Consider the following 16094-nt stretch of genomic DNA (forward strand, 5'->3'; position numbering starts at 1 on the left):
GACACGAAGCCGACCCGAGACGCCCGGGAGCACTTTCATCAAGGCCGCGCGAAACTTGCCAGCCAGCGAGGTCCACGACTCACCAGCGTCGGCGTCGTCGCAGTGGTCGCGGATCACTTTGACGTCGTTGATTCAAGTCTCCAATGTGGGTCCATCGGCGCTGAGTCGATCGATCCTTGTTTCGTCATCGATGTGGACGTACAACGGGTGGTCGAGGCCTAGGAAACCAGCGGCCGATCTCCAGGTAGCGACAAAATGTCTCGACACGTTCCGGGCGTTCTCCGTCAATCCACTCGGCCTCATTTGTGAGCAGTTCGACGCATCGGACAAGTTCGTTGGATCTCACAAGTGATATCCGAGCCTATTTGAGATACTCCTCGCTTATCTCGACGTTGTCAGGATTCTGTCCACAGTTTTTCGGCTTTGGAGACGAGCGTGCGCGTAGACAGGCGAGCAGAGACAGTATATGAGCGAGTGGCCGACGAGGTGCCCTGATGCCGTTAGTACTGTCCTGAGTTGCGTCGAGGTCGGCGGACGCAGGTTCGATTGCCGGGACTACCCACCAGCAAGGCCGGAATGGCGGATGGCCGCGAAGGTCTGGACTAGGGCGTGTCAGCGAGTGGCGCTAAGTCGCAACGCCCGTATCCACGCGCTCGGGGTTAGTGCCCAGCCTTCTGCTCAAGGACGGCTCATCAACGATGACAGGTGCCACGATCGACTTCTTGTCGGCTCCGGCAGTGCTCGAAATCGATCCGGTGGAATCCTTACGTACTCCCAGGTCGGACCCACCGGACCGCGACGCCGGGTGGGTATAGACGCCGGGTGGGTATAGTGGTGGCGCCTCCAGTACGGGTGATTCTGGCGAGCGAGCATTTAATCATGACGGTCACTGAGCGACGAAGCTGATCATGTCGCCTGTTAATTACCGGCACGCAGTATTGATTGCACGTTTCACCTTGAATTCCGCAACCAGCTTAGTTGATTTCGTCTAGTGGACACGTTGTGATTGCCAGCCCGGCTAAGACTCAGCGGGGCTGGCGAGCCGAATTGTCACGCAGATCAGGAATTGATCCGCTTCGAGGAGTCGGTGCATGCATTCATTCGTTACGTGTGTACCTGCAGGCCGTGGTCGACCGCGAAAGCCAGTGCGGCGTCGGCATCGAGTACATCGCCGATGTCATCGACGAGACGCGCTACGACCGCCACGGGTGGGAACCCTTCGGCTACGACCAGGTCGACGGCAAGTTCCCAGCACCTGCGACGAGCGCGGAAGCCACCGTCATCGCAACGCACCGGCAAGACGTGGCCGGGGCGGACGAGGTCGTCGGCGACGGTCGCCTGGTCGGCGAGCACCTGGAGAGTCCGCGCCCGATCGTGCGCCGAGATTCCCGTCCCGATCCCCGATGCCGCGTCCACTGCAACGGTGAACGTGGCGTCGGACCGTTCGGAAGCGAGTACCGGCTGATCCGGCACACGCAGCCGATCCAGCAGAAACGACGGCATCGCTGCGTGAATCAGGCCGGACGACAGACGAATTGCGTGATGCAGCTCGACGGCGGTCGCCGCGGCTGCTGGAAATGAGAGCACCGCGCCATCGTCATCGACGATGACGGTCGCCCCTCCGGAGAAGATCTCTGCGGCGGGGTCGACCGCGCGGGTCAGCATGGTGGTCATAGGTCCTCGGTCCTGTGGTGTTCGGCCTCGAGCCCGATGAGCAGCGCCTGCCGGCTGGCGCGAACATGTTCGCGCATAACACGTTCGGCACTGTCGCCGTCCTTGGCGACGATCAGTTCGAGCACGCGATGATGTTCGCGGTCGGATTGCAGGGCTCGGCCGGGCTGGCTGAGTGAGGTGTGCACCAGTCGCGCATAGGCGAGCTGATTCATCAGGGTTCGGTAGTGAGCCTCGACCTTTTTGTTGTCAGCGCCGACGACGAGCAGGTTGTGGAAATCCTCGACCAGCTCGGCGTACCGGGCCCGGTCGTTGCGTGCGACGGCGGCGTCGGCCTCACGCAGATTCTCCTCCATCTGATCGACCTCAGGTACGCGTCCGCGCTGCGCCAGGAGTCGAGCGGCCGCACCTTCGAGCAGTTCCTTCATCTCGAATAGCTCGGTGACCTCACGCCGCGACGGAGCAGTGACAAACGTGCCTACACGCGGTCGGATCTCGATGAGTCCCTCAGTCTGCAATTGCTTGAAAGCCTCACGGACCGGTGTGCGACTGACTCCGAACTCCTCGGCCAGTGCCAGTTCGGAGATATTCACACCGGGCAAAATCTTGCCGTCGATGATCCGACGTCGGATCTCGGTGACCAGTCGGGCCTGGATCGATCCGTTACCTGCCCCGTTGACACCCACCGTGGTCCTCCTTCGGTTCGCCGTGCGATGCATCAGCTCAGAGGCGACAGCGCGTCGCTGTCGAAGAATTTACCTGCGCTGTAGATCATTGGTGCGCGGTCGTTGACGTCGGCGTGCAGGACGCGGCACACGAACAGCGTGTGCGTACTGGCTTGCAGACGCTCCCAGATCTCCACCTCCATCCGAGCGCTGCTCCGCGCGATTAGTGGACTACCGAACGGCCCGTGCTCCCAATGCAATCCGGCAAACTTGTCATCGGACTTTGTGGCAAACACTGAAACAACGTCGAGTTGGTCGACCGAGAGGATGTTGATGGCGAGATTGGTAGCGCGGAACAGGCAATCATGCGTCGACGACGTGCGCTGCACGGCAACCATCACCGTCGGCGGGTCCAGCGAGATGCTGGAGAAGGCGTTGACCGCGAGGCCACGAGGCCGGTCGTCATCCATCGCCGTCACCACGGTGACGCCGGTGACGAACTGCCGGTTCACCTGCTTCATGACGTCTACATCTGGCTGTGCTGTCGAGCCCTGAGGGGTCATCGTGATCACTGATCCTGTCCGACACTGATGATGCCGAGCGCGGTGAGCAACGCACGCGGATCCCAGGTCACGTACTCGTCGACGATCCGGTCGCCGGCGAAATGGGCAAAGGTGACGCCGCTGACCGTGACATCACGCCGGGTCGCGGGCACGCCGAGGAACGAGTGCTGGTGAGTACCACTGCTATGCCAGCGGATGGCTGCGGTGTCCCCCTCGACGACGATCTCGTCGATCGAGGTGACGAGTTCGGGAAACGCCAGCCGGGTCGCGCTGATGGAATCCTTGAAAGCCTGACGATCCTGTAGTTCACCAGAACTGCTGATCCGACGGTAGTCGGGGCTGAGTAGGTCGTCGAGCGCCTCGACCTTTCCCTTGTCCCAGGCGGCATCCCAGACCTGGCGAATACGTGCGGCTCGATCGATGGTCACGGACATGTCGGCGAACCCTCTCACTTCTCGGTCTGCAGGTCGCGGACTGCCGCGCGCGCAGCGACGGCCCCCGCGCGCAGGGCGCGATTATCGGTCAGGAACTCTTTCCAGAAGGCGATGGTGATGCCGGCGATGATTACCAGGAACGGCAGGGACGCAATGATGACCGAGTTCTGCAGGGCATTCAGGCCGCCAGCGAGCATCAGGACGATCGAGACAGCACCAGTGAGCACGCCCCACAGAATCAACACCCAGCGACGCGGGGTGAGCGATCCGCCCGACGTCATCATCGACAGCACGTAGGTGTTCGCGTCCGCACCGGAGATGAAGAACAACACGACAAGCGCGATCGCGACGATCGAGGTCACCGTGCTGAGCGGGAAGTGCTCCAACGTCGCAAAGAATGCACTGTTGATGTCCTCGGCGGTGCGTGTCGCTATGTCGCCGCCCTCGAACATGTCGACATGGATCGCGGCGCCACCGAAGACGGTGAACCAGGTGAAGAACACGACGCTCGGGACGGCCAGGACACCGACGATGAATCCACGAATGGTGCGGCCCTTGGAGATCCGGGCGAGGAAGACCCCCACAAAGGCACCCCAGGAGACCCACCAGGCCATCATGAAGTATGTCCAACCCTGCATCCAGCCGAGGTCTCCAAACGCGCTGCCCTGCAGACTCATCCGGAAGAAGTCAGTCGCCCAAGTGCCGATCGACTCGATGTAGAGATTCGCGATGAACACCGCGGGGCCGACGATGAGCACGAACACGAACAGTGCGATCGCTAGGCCGGTGCTCGCCTGGCTGAGGTACTTGATCCCCTTGTGGACGCCAGTGACGGCGGACATCGTGAAGACGGCGGTGACCGCGGCGATGATGAGGACCTGCGTCACATTGTTAACCGGGATGCCGAAGAGGCTCGATAGCCCGTTGTTGACCTGCAGCGCACCGAGTCCGAGTGAGGTGGTGGTACCGAACAGCGTCGCGAACACGGCGAGGACGTCGATTCCCTTCCCAATGGGACCGTTCACCCGCTCACCGAGCAGCGGATAGAACAGTTGGCTGACCAGCGTTCGACGCCCCTTGCAGTAGGTCGAATAGGCGATAGCCAGGCCGACAATAGCGAAGATGGCCCAGGCGTGCAGGCCCCAGTCGAAGTAGGAGTACTGCATGGCGCGTACCGCTGCCTCCGGCGACCCGGGGGCGGCGAGGCCACGCGGCGGCGTCGCGAGGTGCGAGATCGGCTCGGCCACTCCGTAGCTGATCAGTCCGATGCCCATCACGGCGCTCAAGATCATCGCCAGCCATGACAGCGTGCTGAACTCTGGACGATCGGTGGGCTTGCCGAACCGGCGGTCCCCAGCCGGGCTGAACGCCAGGAAGACGAGGAAGACCAGGATCGCGAGGGTGGTGACCAGATAGAGCCAGCCGAAGGTCCCGGTCACCCAATTCAGCGACGCGTCGGTCACGGTGTTGAGGTTGTCGGTGAACAGCGTGGCCCACGCGATGAAGATCATGGATACGCCGGCCGCGGTCCAGAACACCGAACCCAGCCGCCGCGACGACGGGCGTCCACGACCCGCGGGCTCTGTCTCGGCCACATCTCCGATCACCTCCGTGTCCTCGGCCACGGGGGGGTCAGCAGTCTCTGTGAGGAGACCGCCAGCGGGCTCCTCCGATGAATGCTTCGTCATGACATACCTCTCTGCGACGGGTGTTCACCAAAGGCGCTACACGCTCTCTGGTATGCAACAGCAATGTAAGAGCGATCACATCGACTGTCAACAGGTACAGCAGTCACGACTTTAGAAATCGGCAATTCGGAACCCCGATCGAAACACCAGGCACACCATTTTCACTGTTCAGAAGGCGTTTCCCAGCAAGATTGCAATATCTCCGGCCGCTCGAGCGAGCGCGAACCCTTGACCATGCGTACATCAGGGTCTAGCGTCCTGTGGCATGCAAGAGAACGAACCTGACGTCACCTGTGGAATACGCAAAGTGGTCGTCTATCGCGAGCAGATCGTGACCGAATCCGGCGTCGCACCCAGACATCCGGCTCAGCAGGCGACGGTCGCTATCGTGATGCGCAACCCATGGGTTGGCACCGGACCCACGCAGGACCTGACCGCCGAGACACAGCGCATTGCGCCGGTGCTCGCCCGGGTCGTCACCGACGAACTGATCGGCGCGATCGGTGACGTCGGTGGGATCGAGGCGTTCGGCAAGGCTGCAATCGTGGGTACCGCAGGTGAGATCGAGCACGGCGGCGCCCTGATCCACACGCCCTACTTCGGCAATCTGGTGCGCGAGATCCTCCAGGGCGAATCGATCATCTGCTTCGCCGACACCCGGGCCGACGCCGGCGAGGCACTCGTCGTACCGCTGTGGCACAAGACCGCCGCCGCCACCCGCAGCCACTACCAAACGGTGACCACTCGGGTCTCCGATGCCCCGCGCTCCGACGAGCTGGTCATCGTCGCGGCCGCGTCCACCGGCCCCCGCCCGCATCCGCGGATCGGAGACCGCTCGACCGACCCTGCTGTTTCCCTCGCGACCCTGGAAGGTGCATTGTGCTGAAGATCCGCAAGATCGTAACCGTCGTCGAAGAGATCCGGACGGAGGGCGGCCGCGAGGTCAGCCCCGCCGCCCGCGTCGCCATCGCCGCGGCCGTCATCGAGAACCCATGGACAGGTGCCGGTTTCGTCGACGACCTCGAACCCGGTATCGACGCCCACGCGTCCGACCTCGGTGCTCTGCTCGCACCCTCGGTCCTCGAGGCGCTCGGAGCGGCGGCCGAGGCATATGGCAAGGCGGCCATCGTCGGACTCGACGGCGAGATCGAACACGGCTCCGGACTTATCCACACCTTGAAGTTCGGCGATCACTTCCGCAAGGCGGCGAACGCGACCACACTGCTGCCCGCCGTCGAGAAGCGCGGTCCCACAGGCGTTGTCTTCGACATCCCGCTCAAGCACATCACCGACGCCACGATCCGTTCGCATCACCAGACGGTCGAGGTGCGCATTGCCGACGCTCCACATCCCGACGAGATCGTGATCGCGCTAGCAGCTGCCGCGCAGGGCCGTCCGCAGCAGCGACTCGCCGCGCTATCGACCGAGCAGTGATGGCCCGTCATCGGTAGGAGTTCATTCATGACCACGCCGACGATCGTCCTGCTCCACGGAGTGGGCCTCGACCACACCATGTGGGAACCGGTTGCGCGACTACTCGAGGGCGAATTCGACATCGTCACGCCGGATCTCCCCGGTCACGGGGTCCATCCGCCAGCCGCCCCCGGCACGAAACTGGCCGACCTCGCCGACGGTGTGCTTCACGCCATCCCCGCTGGGTCACACCTCGTCGGCTTCTCGCTGGGAGCTCTGGTGGCGCAACACATCGCACGCTTCCACCCCGATACAGTGTCGTCGCTGACGTCCGTGAGTTCGGTCTACCGACGCACCGACGACGAGCGCGCGGCTGTCCTCGCCCGGTTGCACACCGCCGAGGAGGACTTCGCCGCGGCGACCGACGCATCGCTGAAAAGGTGGTATCAGGATACCGAGGTACCGGCCGATCACATCTTGCGCACCAGATCGGTGCTGGAATCCACCGACCACGCCAGTTTCCTCAACTGCTATCGGGTGTTCGCCACCGGCGACGCCGACATCGGTCCGGAACTGGGTGAGATCACCGTCCCGGCGCTGGCCATCACCGGGCAGAACGATCCGGGCTCGACGCCCGAGATGACGCATCGGCTGGCGCAGGCCATCCCCGATTGCCGGGAGGTCATCGTCGCCAGGGCCCGCCACATGATGCCGGTCGAACGACCTCAGGAGTTCGTTAATCACCTGACCGCCTTCATCGGAGAACACACACATGTCTGAACACACGAAGCTGGACCATTTCATAGGCGGCGAACTGTTCGCCCCGAAGTCCGGTGAGTACTTCGCGAGTACCAATCCCGCCACCGGCGAGACACTCTATGAGGCCGCCCGTGGCAACTCGGCCGACGTCGAGGCCGCAATGCATTCGGCACGCGCGGCATTCGACGATCCCCGCTGGCGTGACCTCACTCAGACCCGGCGCGGACATCTGCTCCGCAAGCTGGGCGACCTGATCGGCGAGAACGCCGAGGAGCTGGCTCGTTCGGAGTCCCGCGACAACGGAAAACTGTTGCGCGAGATGCATGGTCAGCTCACGAATCTCCCCGAGTACTACTACTACTACTACTACTACGCGGGCCTCGCCGATAAGATCCACGGCGACGTGATCCCGACGTCGGACCGCGCAGTCATCAACTACACCGCACGCGAACCGCTCGGAGTCGTCGGCGCGATCACGCCGTGGAACTCCCCGCTGACGCTGACGACGAGCAAGCTCGCGCCGGCACTGTGCGTGGGAAACACGATCGTCATCAAGCCCTCGGAATACACGTCGGCTACCGTGCTGCGTCTGGCCGAACTCGCCGTCGAGGCGGGGTTCCCGCCCGGCGCGGTCAATGTGGTCACCGGGTACGGCGCCGAGGCCGGACAGGCCCTCGTCGATCATCCCGGTCTCGCCAAGATCTCGTTCACCGGCAGCACCGCGACCGGATCACGGATAGCCGCGGCCACCGCATCCCGATTCGTAGGCTCCACACTGGAGTTGGGCGGCAAGTCACCCAACATCGTCTTCGACGACGCCAACGTCGCCAATGCCGCGATGGGTGTGGTCGCGGGTATCTTCGCGGCGGCAGGACAGACCTGCATCGCTGGCAGCCGAGTGTTCGCGCAGCGCGCCGTCTACGACGAGTTGCTCCAACGCGTAACCGAGCGGGCACGGTCGATCCGGATGGGCGATCCCCTCGACGACGCCACCGAACTCGGGCCGCTAGCCTTCGAGGCGCAGCGGGACAAGGTCGCATCCTATGTCGACATCGGGCGCGACGAGGGCGCCCGCGTGCTCACCGGCGGGAACCCGAGCGACGGTGGTCTCGGCGGCTACTTCTACGAGCCGACCGTGCTCGTCGACGTCGACAACAACATGCGGGTGGTGCGTGAGGAGATCTTCGGACCGGTCGCCGCAATCATGCCGTTCGACAGCGAGGACGAGGTTGTCGGTCTGGCCAACGACACCGACTACGGGCTGGCAGCGGGCGTTTGGACATCCAATCTGTCACGCGCGCATCGGATGGCGTCACGACTCGAAGCCGGCACCGTGTGGGTCAACACGTATCGCGCGATGTCGCCGATGTCGCCTCGACAGGGCTTCAAGACCAGCGGCGTCGGCATCGAACACGGCACCGAGACCATCAAGGAGTACACGCGGCTCAAGAGTATCTGGATCAACACCAGCGAGGACGCCGTCACTGACCCGTTCGTACTGAGGAGCTGACATGCCGTTAATCGAGATCAGTATTGCGGAGGGGCGAACACCCGACCAGCTCCGGAGGTTAATGCACGAGGTACATGACGCGGCCATCCGCACCGTGGACGCTCTTCCGCAGAACATCCACGTGATCGTGCGGCAGGTGCCGCGGGACACGTGGACATCAAACGACACGACCATCGCCGAGCGCGACGACGCATCTGCCGCGTCAGCACGCCGAGAGAGGAGAACACGATGAGGTTTTCACTGTTTGTACACATGGAGCGCTGGGACGACAGCGTCAGCCACCGAGAGCTGTTCCAGAATCTCGCCGAGCTCACCCAGATCGCGGAGGCCGGTGGATTCAGCACCGTCTGGATCGGCGAACACCACACGATGGAATACGTGATCGCACCGAGTCCGATGCCGCTGCTGGCCTACCTTGCCGGACAGACATCGACGATCCGTCTGGGCGCCGGAACCATCATCGCACCGTTCTGGAACCCCATCCGCGTCGCCGGGGAGACCGCGCTGCTCGACGTCATCAGCAACGGCCGGATGGAGGTCGGCCTCGCCCGCGGCGCTTACCAGTACGAATTCGACCGGATGACACCGGGTTTGGCTGCTTCCGATGGCGGAAAACACCTGCGTGAGCTGGTCCCTGCAGTCCGCAAGTTGTGGCAGGGAGATTACGCCCACGACGGGGAGATCTGGCAGTTCCCGAAGTCGACGAGCGTGCCCAAGCCGGTCCAGCAACCGACGCCACCAATGTGGGTGGCCGCCCGCGACCCCGACTCGCACGACTTCGCCGTCCGCGAGGGCTGCAACGTGATGGTGACGCCGCTGATGAAGGGTGATGACGAGGTCATTGACCTCAAGCGCAAGTTCGACACCGCCGTCGCCAACCATCCCGAGGTGCCACGCCCCGACCTGATGGTGTTGCGCCACACCCATGTCCATTCTCCCGACGACCCCGACGGGTGGCGGCCCGCCGCCCAGGGTGTGTCCAAGTATTACCGCACGTTCGATGCCTGGTTCGGTAACAAGACCACGCCGGTCGACGGATTCCTCAAGCCGAGTCCGACGTCGAAATTCGCCGAACGTCCCGAGTTCGAGCTGGAGTCTCTGCATCGCACAGCCATGATCGGTACCCCCGACGAGGTCATCAACCGTCTGCACGAGTACAAGGACCTCGGCGTCGACGAATACAGCTTTTGGATCGACAACGGACTCTCCCACGACGAGAAGCGGACCTCGCTGGAGATGTTCGTCAAGGAGGTCATGCCGGAATTCCAGTAGACCGAACAATGTGCAGGCCGACCGCTCGGCTGTGCACTGCCACGTGAGCCACCCCGCATTCGAGGGTCGCAGTCCCGGGTGATCTCCGAACGGTACTCGAGAGTTATTCCATTGGCACCCAAAACGGTTCGGAACTCTCGGGCGACCTTGCTCGCCTCGCGGGTGTTGTTGAGTTTCGCCGGTTCTGACCTTCTCTCCAGTGACTCGCCGCGGTCTTTCAGGCGGCCGAGATGGAAAGCAAGCAGGTGTCCCTTGCCGATCTCCAGCGCCATGTCGGCGACCTTTGGATTGGGTGATCTGGTGTGCGGCGAGCGGCTTGTCGAAGACCTCGCGTGACTGCGGATAGTCGATGGCGGTCTCAAGGCAGTCGCGCGCCGCGCTGATGAACCGAAGGCTTCGGAAGCAGCGCAGATTGGGTAACGAGCGTTGTCGAGCACGACTTCGGAGGTCAGCGATGCGCGTAGCGAGACCTTCCTGTGGATATTCGGTGTGGTGAATCCGGGTGTATCTGTGGGAACCACGAAATGCGGATGCCCGCCGGTCCGACTGCGAGGTCGGTCTGGGGCTACACGATGGCGACGTCAGAGATCCTGCCATTGATGATCCACATCTTGGTGCTGTTGACCCACCGAGTCACCGCCGTCGCATTTAGCGTTGGTGCGCATGCCGGCCGGATTCGAGCCGAAGTCTGGTTCAGCCAGACTGAAGCAGCCGATCGATTCGCGCGAGGCCGTCCGAGGTAACCACTTCGTTCTTCTGTTCCTCGGGACCCCATCGCAAGCGATCCCTGCACCGACACCAGGCTGCGATTCCCGGAATCGCCTGCCTCGAGTTCGGGACAGGCGAGCCCGCAGGGCCATTGCGCTCGTGTATGGGCACTCCGGGGTGACGAGCCGGGACGATGTGTTGAGACGGGGCATGTTGCCTCCTTGATTTGGGCATTTGCCAGCACACACTGACAAGTAGCAGTGCAATTCGGACATCCTCAAACGGATGTCACATCATTCGACCGCCTCGACGTTCTCGACGCCGGGGCCGCTCCATTGACCTCGGCGTCGGGTGCGCTTATTGTGTGGCATACAAACTTGTCGGTCATACAAACAGCGAGGTGGCGTGGCTTCTTCTACATCGCAGCGCGCGACGCGTAGCGCGGGGAAGCAGACTCGCCAGACACTGCTGCACGCCGCCGACCACGTGTTCCGCACGGAGGGTGAGACCGCGTCGGTCGCGCAGATCTGCGAACGGGCGGGCACTTTTCCCAACCAGGTCACGTACTACTTCGGCTCGAAGGAGCAACTATTCGTCGAGGTAGCCTGCGCCGCGGTTCTCCGCGCAGGACGCCATGCCGAGGAAGCGGCCGAGGCCACTCCGACTGTCCGCGACTACGCGCAAACTCTGGTGACCACATTGCTGGGACCAGAGCTCCGGGGCGTCGAGATGTTCACCACGGCAATGCTTCTCGTCTCGCGAAGGCCTGACCTGCGCGAGTTCATCACCGCGACGTTGCACACTCTGCACGAGCGTGGGGAGGAAGCGCTCATGCAGAAGCTGGTGCGCACCGGCTGGCAGTTGCGCGCCTCTATCGGCGTCGAGGCCAAGGCGTTCTGGTCGGCGATTTTCGGTCTGGCAGTGCAGAAGTCGGCGACGGACGACAGCTTGGGGCCTTCGCTCACCGACGCGGTCACGGTGATCTTCACGAACCTCGGCATCTCCGAAGAGGTTCTCAACGCGCCGCTGGGTGGTCTCGACAAGCTCGACCAGCGGAAAGGGAAGCTCGACCAGCGTGGGGAGCTCGACCAGGCTGGGCCGGGTGGTCTCGACCAGCGTGGGGAACTCGACCAGCGGGCAGGGCTCGACCAGCCCCCGCCGGGTGGTCTCGACAGGCTCGACCAGCGGAGAAGGCAGCCCGACCAGCGGGGGCAGCGGGGAGAGCCCGACCAACCCGCGCGCGGCGATCGACGAAAGGCATCACGATGACTTCCACCACCCCGACCACGCAGCCGCGGCCGCACGTGACGCACACGGTGTTCAACCAGTCGGCCCCGCGTGTCGACATCAATGAGTACGAGCTCAACACCGTGCTCGTCGAGGCCGTCAACCGGCACGACGCCGCTTGGGCCACAGGCGAACTCACCGAGGTGGGCACACTCGTCGGCAGCGCGCAGTTCCAGCACGACGCCAAGCTGGCAAACACCATCACGCCCGAACTGCACACCTTTGACCGCTGGGGCAACCGGATCGACGAGGTGGAGTACCACCCGAGTTATCACCGCATCATCGCCGCAGCGGTCGAGCACGGCGCGCACACCCGCTGCTGGGCCGACCCGCAGCCGGGTTCGCACGTCGCCCGTGCGGCGATCTTCATGCTCTTCGGACAGATCGAGCCGGGACACGCATGCCCGGTGTCGATGACGCACGCGGTGATCCCGTCGCTGGAGCTGCAGCCAGACGTCGCGGCCCAGTGGGTGCCAAAGGCGCTGTCGCGCAGCTATTCTCCCGAGCTGTCCGCCGACAAGCCCTCGGCGATCTTCGGTATGTCGATGTTGGAGAAGCAGGGCGGTTCCGACGTCCGCGCCAACACCACCGTCGCCCGGCCGGTCGGCGCTGGCGGTCCGGGTGCGGAGTACCTACTGACCGGTCACAAGTGGTTCTGCTCGGCACCGATGTCCGACGCGTTTCTCGTCCTCGCCCAGGCGGAAGGTGCTGGCGGAGACGGACTCTCGTGCTTCCTGCTCCCCCGAATCCTGCCCGACGGCACCCGCAACTCGTTCCGCATCCAGCGGCTGAAGAACAAGCTCGGCAACAAGTCCAACGCGTCGAGCGAGATCGAACTCGACGGCACCGTCGCGTTGATGGTCGGCGAGCCTGGCCGCGGCGTACGCACAATCATCGAGATGGTCGCCCAGACACGACTCGACTGCGTGCTCGGCAGCGCCGCCGGTATGCGGCAATCGGTCGCCGAGGCCACCTGGCACGCCCGTCATCGCGCGGCATTCGGAGCAACGCTCGCCGACCAACCGGCCATGGCTGCGGTGCTCGCCGATCTGGCGATCGAGTCCGAAGCCGCAACCGTCACGGCGATGCGCCTCGCACGGGCACACGACGAGGACGCCGACGACACCGAGCGCGCCTTCCGCCGTCTCGGCACCGCCGTCGCCAAGTACTGGATCTGCAAGCGCGGTCCGCACCACGCCTACGAGGCACTGGAATGCCTTGGCGGAAACGGATATACCGAGGATTTCCCCTTGGCCATGCGCTACCGCGAGCAGCCGGTGATGGCCGTCTGGGAGGGCTCGGGCAACGTCATCGCACTCGACGTGCTGCGCGCGATGACACGCGAACCCGAATCGATCGCCGCATTCGATGCAGAGGTCAACCTCGCTCGCGGCGCGAGCACAATCCTCGACACTCACCTCGACAACGTCCGAGCGCAGCTCTCCGAGTTGGCAACGCTCGACGCGTCGTCGGCTCAGCGTCGAGCGCGGCGCGTCGTCGAATCCATGGCTCTGGCTCTCGAAGCCTCACTGCTGGTTCGGTTTTCGCCGACGCCCGTCTCGGATGCTTTCATCGAGGCTCGACTGGGCGACGATCGTGGAGCCGAGTACGGCACGCTCCCCGTCGGTGCAGATCTCACTGCGATTCTGCAACGGCACTGACGCCCACAGCGTCGAGGATGCGGTTACGCATGCGCGGTGCGGTGTTGGGCAGCCACATCGCCATGACGGGGGTCAGCGGTGGATTCTCGAACGAGATCACGCGGATCTGGTCGTCGTAGAGCCAGCCGGGCTGGTTGGTGACAAACGCGACCGCTTGCGGGTGTGCGATCACCGACGTGTGCGGCGGGGTGCCACGGAGGTTGGAGACGATGATCTCGGGTTCGAAGCCGGCGCGACGGCAGTACGACACGATCATGTTGGTGTAGTCGGGTTCGAGCTCGGAGATCACGATCTGACACGACGCGACATCCTTCATCGCGCAGGTCTCGTTCTGCGCGAGCGGGTGGCGCGCATTGACGGCAAGACGCAGTTCGTGACTTGTCGCGATCGCGCCCGCGAGGTCTGGCGGAGCCTCGACCGTGCGCGCGAGCGCGAGGTCGATGCTCCCGGCGAGCAACTCCTCGCGAATGAACTCCGCGGCAACCGGACGGACGGTGATCGGCATCGTCGAGTCCTGCTGCACGGCCCCCTCGATCACCTGGAAGACCTCCGACGGCGCCAGGCCCTGGGTGTATCCGATCACGTAGGGATCGGGATTCTGTGCGTCGACCATCCGCACTTCCGACGCAAGGTGCGAGCCGCCTGCGAGCAGTGGGACCGAACCCTCGTACAGCGCTGTCCCAGCAGCAGTCGGCGTGAGCGATCGACGCGACCGCGAGAACAACTGCACACCGAGCTGCCGCTCGAGATCCCTGATCGCCGACGACAGCGCCTGCTGCGAGATGAACAGACGCTCGGCAGCAACACGTAATGACGGCGCTTCGATTACTTCGACGAACATTCTGAGACGGCGAAGGTCCAGGTCACGATCAGATGAACTCGTCATAGCTCCCATTATCAACCTGAGATTGACAATTGTCCGGATATTCTCGATGGATGGTTGTGCAAAAGGTGATTACAGTGTCCTCAGCGGTACAAACTTGGAGTCAGCGCCTTCAACTTGAAGACGATAGCTGTGCTCGATCCCGGTCCGCATGTCGCAGCACAGAGGGGGCGTTGCGACATGCGGACCGGTGTTGTTTCACCCTAGAGAAGCACACCGGGGTTGAGTAGCCCCTCCGGATCCAGGGCAGCTTTGATCCTCGCTGTGAGTTCCATGACATCAGGTCCGAGCTGATCAGGCAGCCATCCCTTCTTCAATCGCCCGACGCCGTGCTCGCCGGTGATCGTCCCGCCGAGACCGATCGCAAGATCCATGACCTGGCCGAAGGCCGTCTGCGCACGCGCGCTCTCGTCGGCGTCCGCAGGATCGAACACGATCAACGGATGTGTGTTGCCGTCGCCCGCGTGCGCGATGACCGAGATCATCACCTTGTTCTGCGCGGCAATGGCCTCGACCCCGTCAATCAGCTCCGGCAGGGCGGGCAGCGGGACCCCGACGTCCTCGAGCAGCAACGATCCGAGCCGTTCGACGGCCGGAATCGCCGCGCGGCGCGCAGCGGTGAACGCCTCACCCTCGGCGGGGTCGGATGTCGCGAACACCTCGGTCGCTCCGCACCCGGAGAACGCCTTCTCGATCAGTTCCACCTCAGCGATGCCCGCTGGTCCCGGAGCGTCGGATTGGGCGACCAACAGGGCTCCGGCCTCCCGATCGAGACCCATCTTGAGCATGTCCTCGACGGCGTTGATCGACACAGAGTCCATGAATTCGAGCATGGCCGGTCGGATCTTGGCGGTGATCGCGAGTACCGCTTCACTCGCGTGGTGCACCGACGCGAACGTTCCGACCACCGTGCACGCCGACGCCTGCGGCGGCAGCAGCCGCAGCGTCACCTCGGTGACAATGCCCAGCAGACCCTCACTGCCGACGAACAGCTTCGTCAGCGGCAGCCCCGCCGAATCCTTGAGCTGTTTGCCGCCGATCCTGATCGCGCGGCCGTCGGCGAGGACTACCTCGAGTCCGAGCACATAGTCAGTGGTGACGCCGTACTTCACGCAGCAGAGTCCACCCGCGTTGGTGGCGACATTTCCTCCGATGGAACAGATCTCGAACGACGACGGATCGGGCGGATACCAGAGGCCGTGTGCCGCGGCGGCGGCTTTGACCTCGGCGTTCAACAAGCCCGGCTGCGACACCGCCGTGCGGGTCGCGGTATCGATCGTCAGATTCCGCATCTTCTCGGTCGAGAGCATCACTGCACCGTCGACCGCCGTGGCCCCGCCGGACAGGCTCGTTCCGGCGCCGCGGGTGATCACCGGAATCCCGTGGGCGGCACACCATCGCACGACGACCTGGACGTCGGCCGTCGTCACGGGGCGGATGAGTGCCATCGGCGTGCCGGCGTCGGGATCGTTGGCACGATCGTGGCGGTAGCCGGCAAGGATGTCGGGGTCGGTGACGACCATCTGATCGCCGAGCGAGGCGATCAGTTCGTCGAGTGGCGCACTGCTCATAATCCCCAA

At 63.8% G+C, this 16094-nt stretch carries 14 protein-coding genes and 2 pseudogenes; 8 read left to right on the forward strand and 8 right to left on the reverse strand.

Annotated features, from left to right (window positions below; translation table 11 throughout):
• Nucleotides 1-1104: 1104 nt before the first annotated feature.
• From A5785_RS09095 to A5785_RS09115, 5 genes are read right to left on the reverse strand one after another with little or no spacing between them, the layout of a single operon-like run.
• The gene (locus tag A5785_RS09095; protein WP_064865996.1) at nt 1105-1674 is read right to left on the reverse strand and encodes a 3,4-dihydroxy-2-butanone-4-phosphate synthase; all 570 of its coding nucleotides are present in this window, start codon (nt 1672-1674) and stop codon (nt 1105-1107) included.
• On the reverse strand, nt 1671-2357 hold the full coding sequence (locus tag A5785_RS09100) for a GntR family transcriptional regulator (RefSeq protein WP_231894199.1): 687 nt from the start codon (nt 2355-2357) through the stop codon (nt 1671-1673). The genes A5785_RS09095 and A5785_RS09100 overlap by 4 nt, the downstream gene beginning before the upstream one ends.
• 32 nt (nt 2358-2389) lie before the next feature.
• Nucleotides 2390-2857, reverse strand: coding sequence for a flavin reductase family protein (locus tag A5785_RS09105; protein ID WP_231895457.1), 468 nt, complete (start codon nt 2855-2857; stop codon nt 2390-2392).
• A 47-nt stretch (nt 2858-2904) separates the two neighbouring features.
• Nucleotides 2905-3333: an ester cyclase gene (locus tag A5785_RS09110; RefSeq protein ID WP_064865998.1), complete on the reverse strand. Its 429-nt coding sequence runs from the start codon at nt 3331-3333 to the stop codon at nt 2905-2907.
• A 14-nt stretch (nt 3334-3347) separates the two neighbouring features.
• Nucleotides 3348-4958 (reverse strand): BCCT family transporter, encoded by a 1611-nt coding sequence (locus A5785_RS09115; protein ID WP_197494523.1) that lies wholly within the window; start codon nt 4956-4958, stop codon nt 3348-3350.
• A gap of 328 nt (nt 4959-5286) precedes the next feature.
• On the opposite strand from A5785_RS09115, the gene A5785_RS09120 reads away from it, so the two are divergent.
• The 6 genes from A5785_RS09120 to A5785_RS09145 are packed head-to-tail and all read left to right on the forward strand — an operon-like array spanning nt 5287 to nt 9975.
• Nucleotides 5287-5907: an amino acid synthesis family protein gene (locus tag A5785_RS09120; protein ID WP_064866000.1), complete on the forward strand. Its 621-nt coding sequence runs from the start codon at nt 5287-5289 to the stop codon at nt 5905-5907.
• Nucleotides 5901-6455: an amino acid synthesis family protein gene (locus A5785_RS09125; RefSeq protein WP_231894198.1), complete on the forward strand. Its 555-nt coding sequence runs from the start codon at nt 5901-5903 to the stop codon at nt 6453-6455. Before A5785_RS09120 ends, A5785_RS09125 begins: the two co-directional genes overlap by 7 nt.
• Nucleotides 6456-6482: 27 nt before the next feature.
• Nucleotides 6483-7214, forward strand: a complete 732-nt coding sequence (locus A5785_RS09130) for an alpha/beta fold hydrolase (RefSeq protein WP_064866002.1) — start codon at nt 6483-6485, stop codon at nt 7212-7214.
• A complete protein-coding gene (locus A5785_RS09135; RefSeq protein WP_064866003.1) occupies nt 7207-8703 on the forward strand; it encodes an aldehyde dehydrogenase in 1497 nt (498 codons plus the stop codon). Before A5785_RS09130 ends, A5785_RS09135 begins: the two co-directional genes overlap by 8 nt.
• A 1-nt stretch (nt 8704) precedes the next feature.
• A complete protein-coding gene (locus tag A5785_RS09140; RefSeq protein WP_064866006.1) occupies nt 8705-8935 on the forward strand; it encodes a tautomerase family protein in 231 nt (76 codons plus the stop codon).
• Complete coding sequence (locus A5785_RS09145; RefSeq protein WP_064866008.1) at nt 8932-9975, forward strand: LLM class flavin-dependent oxidoreductase; 1044 nt, start codon at nt 8932-8934, stop codon at nt 9973-9975. The genes A5785_RS09140 and A5785_RS09145 overlap by 4 nt, the downstream gene beginning before the upstream one ends.
• 92 nt (nt 9976-10067) lie before the next feature.
• Here the strand turns inward: A5785_RS09145 and A5785_RS23680 are convergent.
• Nucleotides 10068-10825, reverse strand: a pseudogene (locus A5785_RS23680) (acyl-CoA dehydrogenase family protein); the annotation flags it as partial.
• Nucleotides 10826-11088: 263 nt separating this feature from the next.
• Here A5785_RS23680 and A5785_RS09155 point away from each other — a divergent pair.
• Together A5785_RS09155 and A5785_RS09160 are read left to right on the forward strand one after the other, a co-directional pair.
• A pseudogene (locus A5785_RS09155) lies at nt 11089-11712 on the forward strand (TetR/AcrR family transcriptional regulator C-terminal domain-containing protein); the annotation flags it as partial.
• 236 nt (nt 11713-11948) lie between these two features.
• The gene (locus A5785_RS09160; protein WP_064866014.1) at nt 11949-13631 is read left to right on the forward strand and encodes an acyl-CoA dehydrogenase family protein; all 1683 of its coding nucleotides are present in this window, start codon (nt 11949-11951) and stop codon (nt 13629-13631) included.
• Here the strand turns inward: A5785_RS09160 and A5785_RS09165 are convergent.
• Together A5785_RS09165 and A5785_RS09170 are read right to left on the reverse strand one after the other, a co-directional pair.
• Nucleotides 13606-14517: a LysR family transcriptional regulator gene (locus tag A5785_RS09165; RefSeq protein ID WP_269449591.1), complete on the reverse strand. Its 912-nt coding sequence runs from the start codon at nt 14515-14517 to the stop codon at nt 13606-13608. The two genes, A5785_RS09160 and A5785_RS09165, sit on opposite strands and share 26 nt — an antisense overlap.
• A gap of 200 nt (nt 14518-14717) precedes the next feature.
• Nucleotides 14718-16085, reverse strand: a complete 1368-nt coding sequence (locus A5785_RS09170) for an FAD-binding oxidoreductase (protein ID WP_064866017.1) — start codon at nt 16083-16085, stop codon at nt 14718-14720.
• Between the last annotated feature and the right edge of the window lie 9 nt (nt 16086-16094).

This window comes from Gordonia sp. 852002-50395_SCH5434458, from assembly GCF_001665905.1.
Lineage (GTDB): Bacteria > Actinomycetota > Actinomycetes > Mycobacteriales > Mycobacteriaceae > Gordonia > Gordonia jacobaea.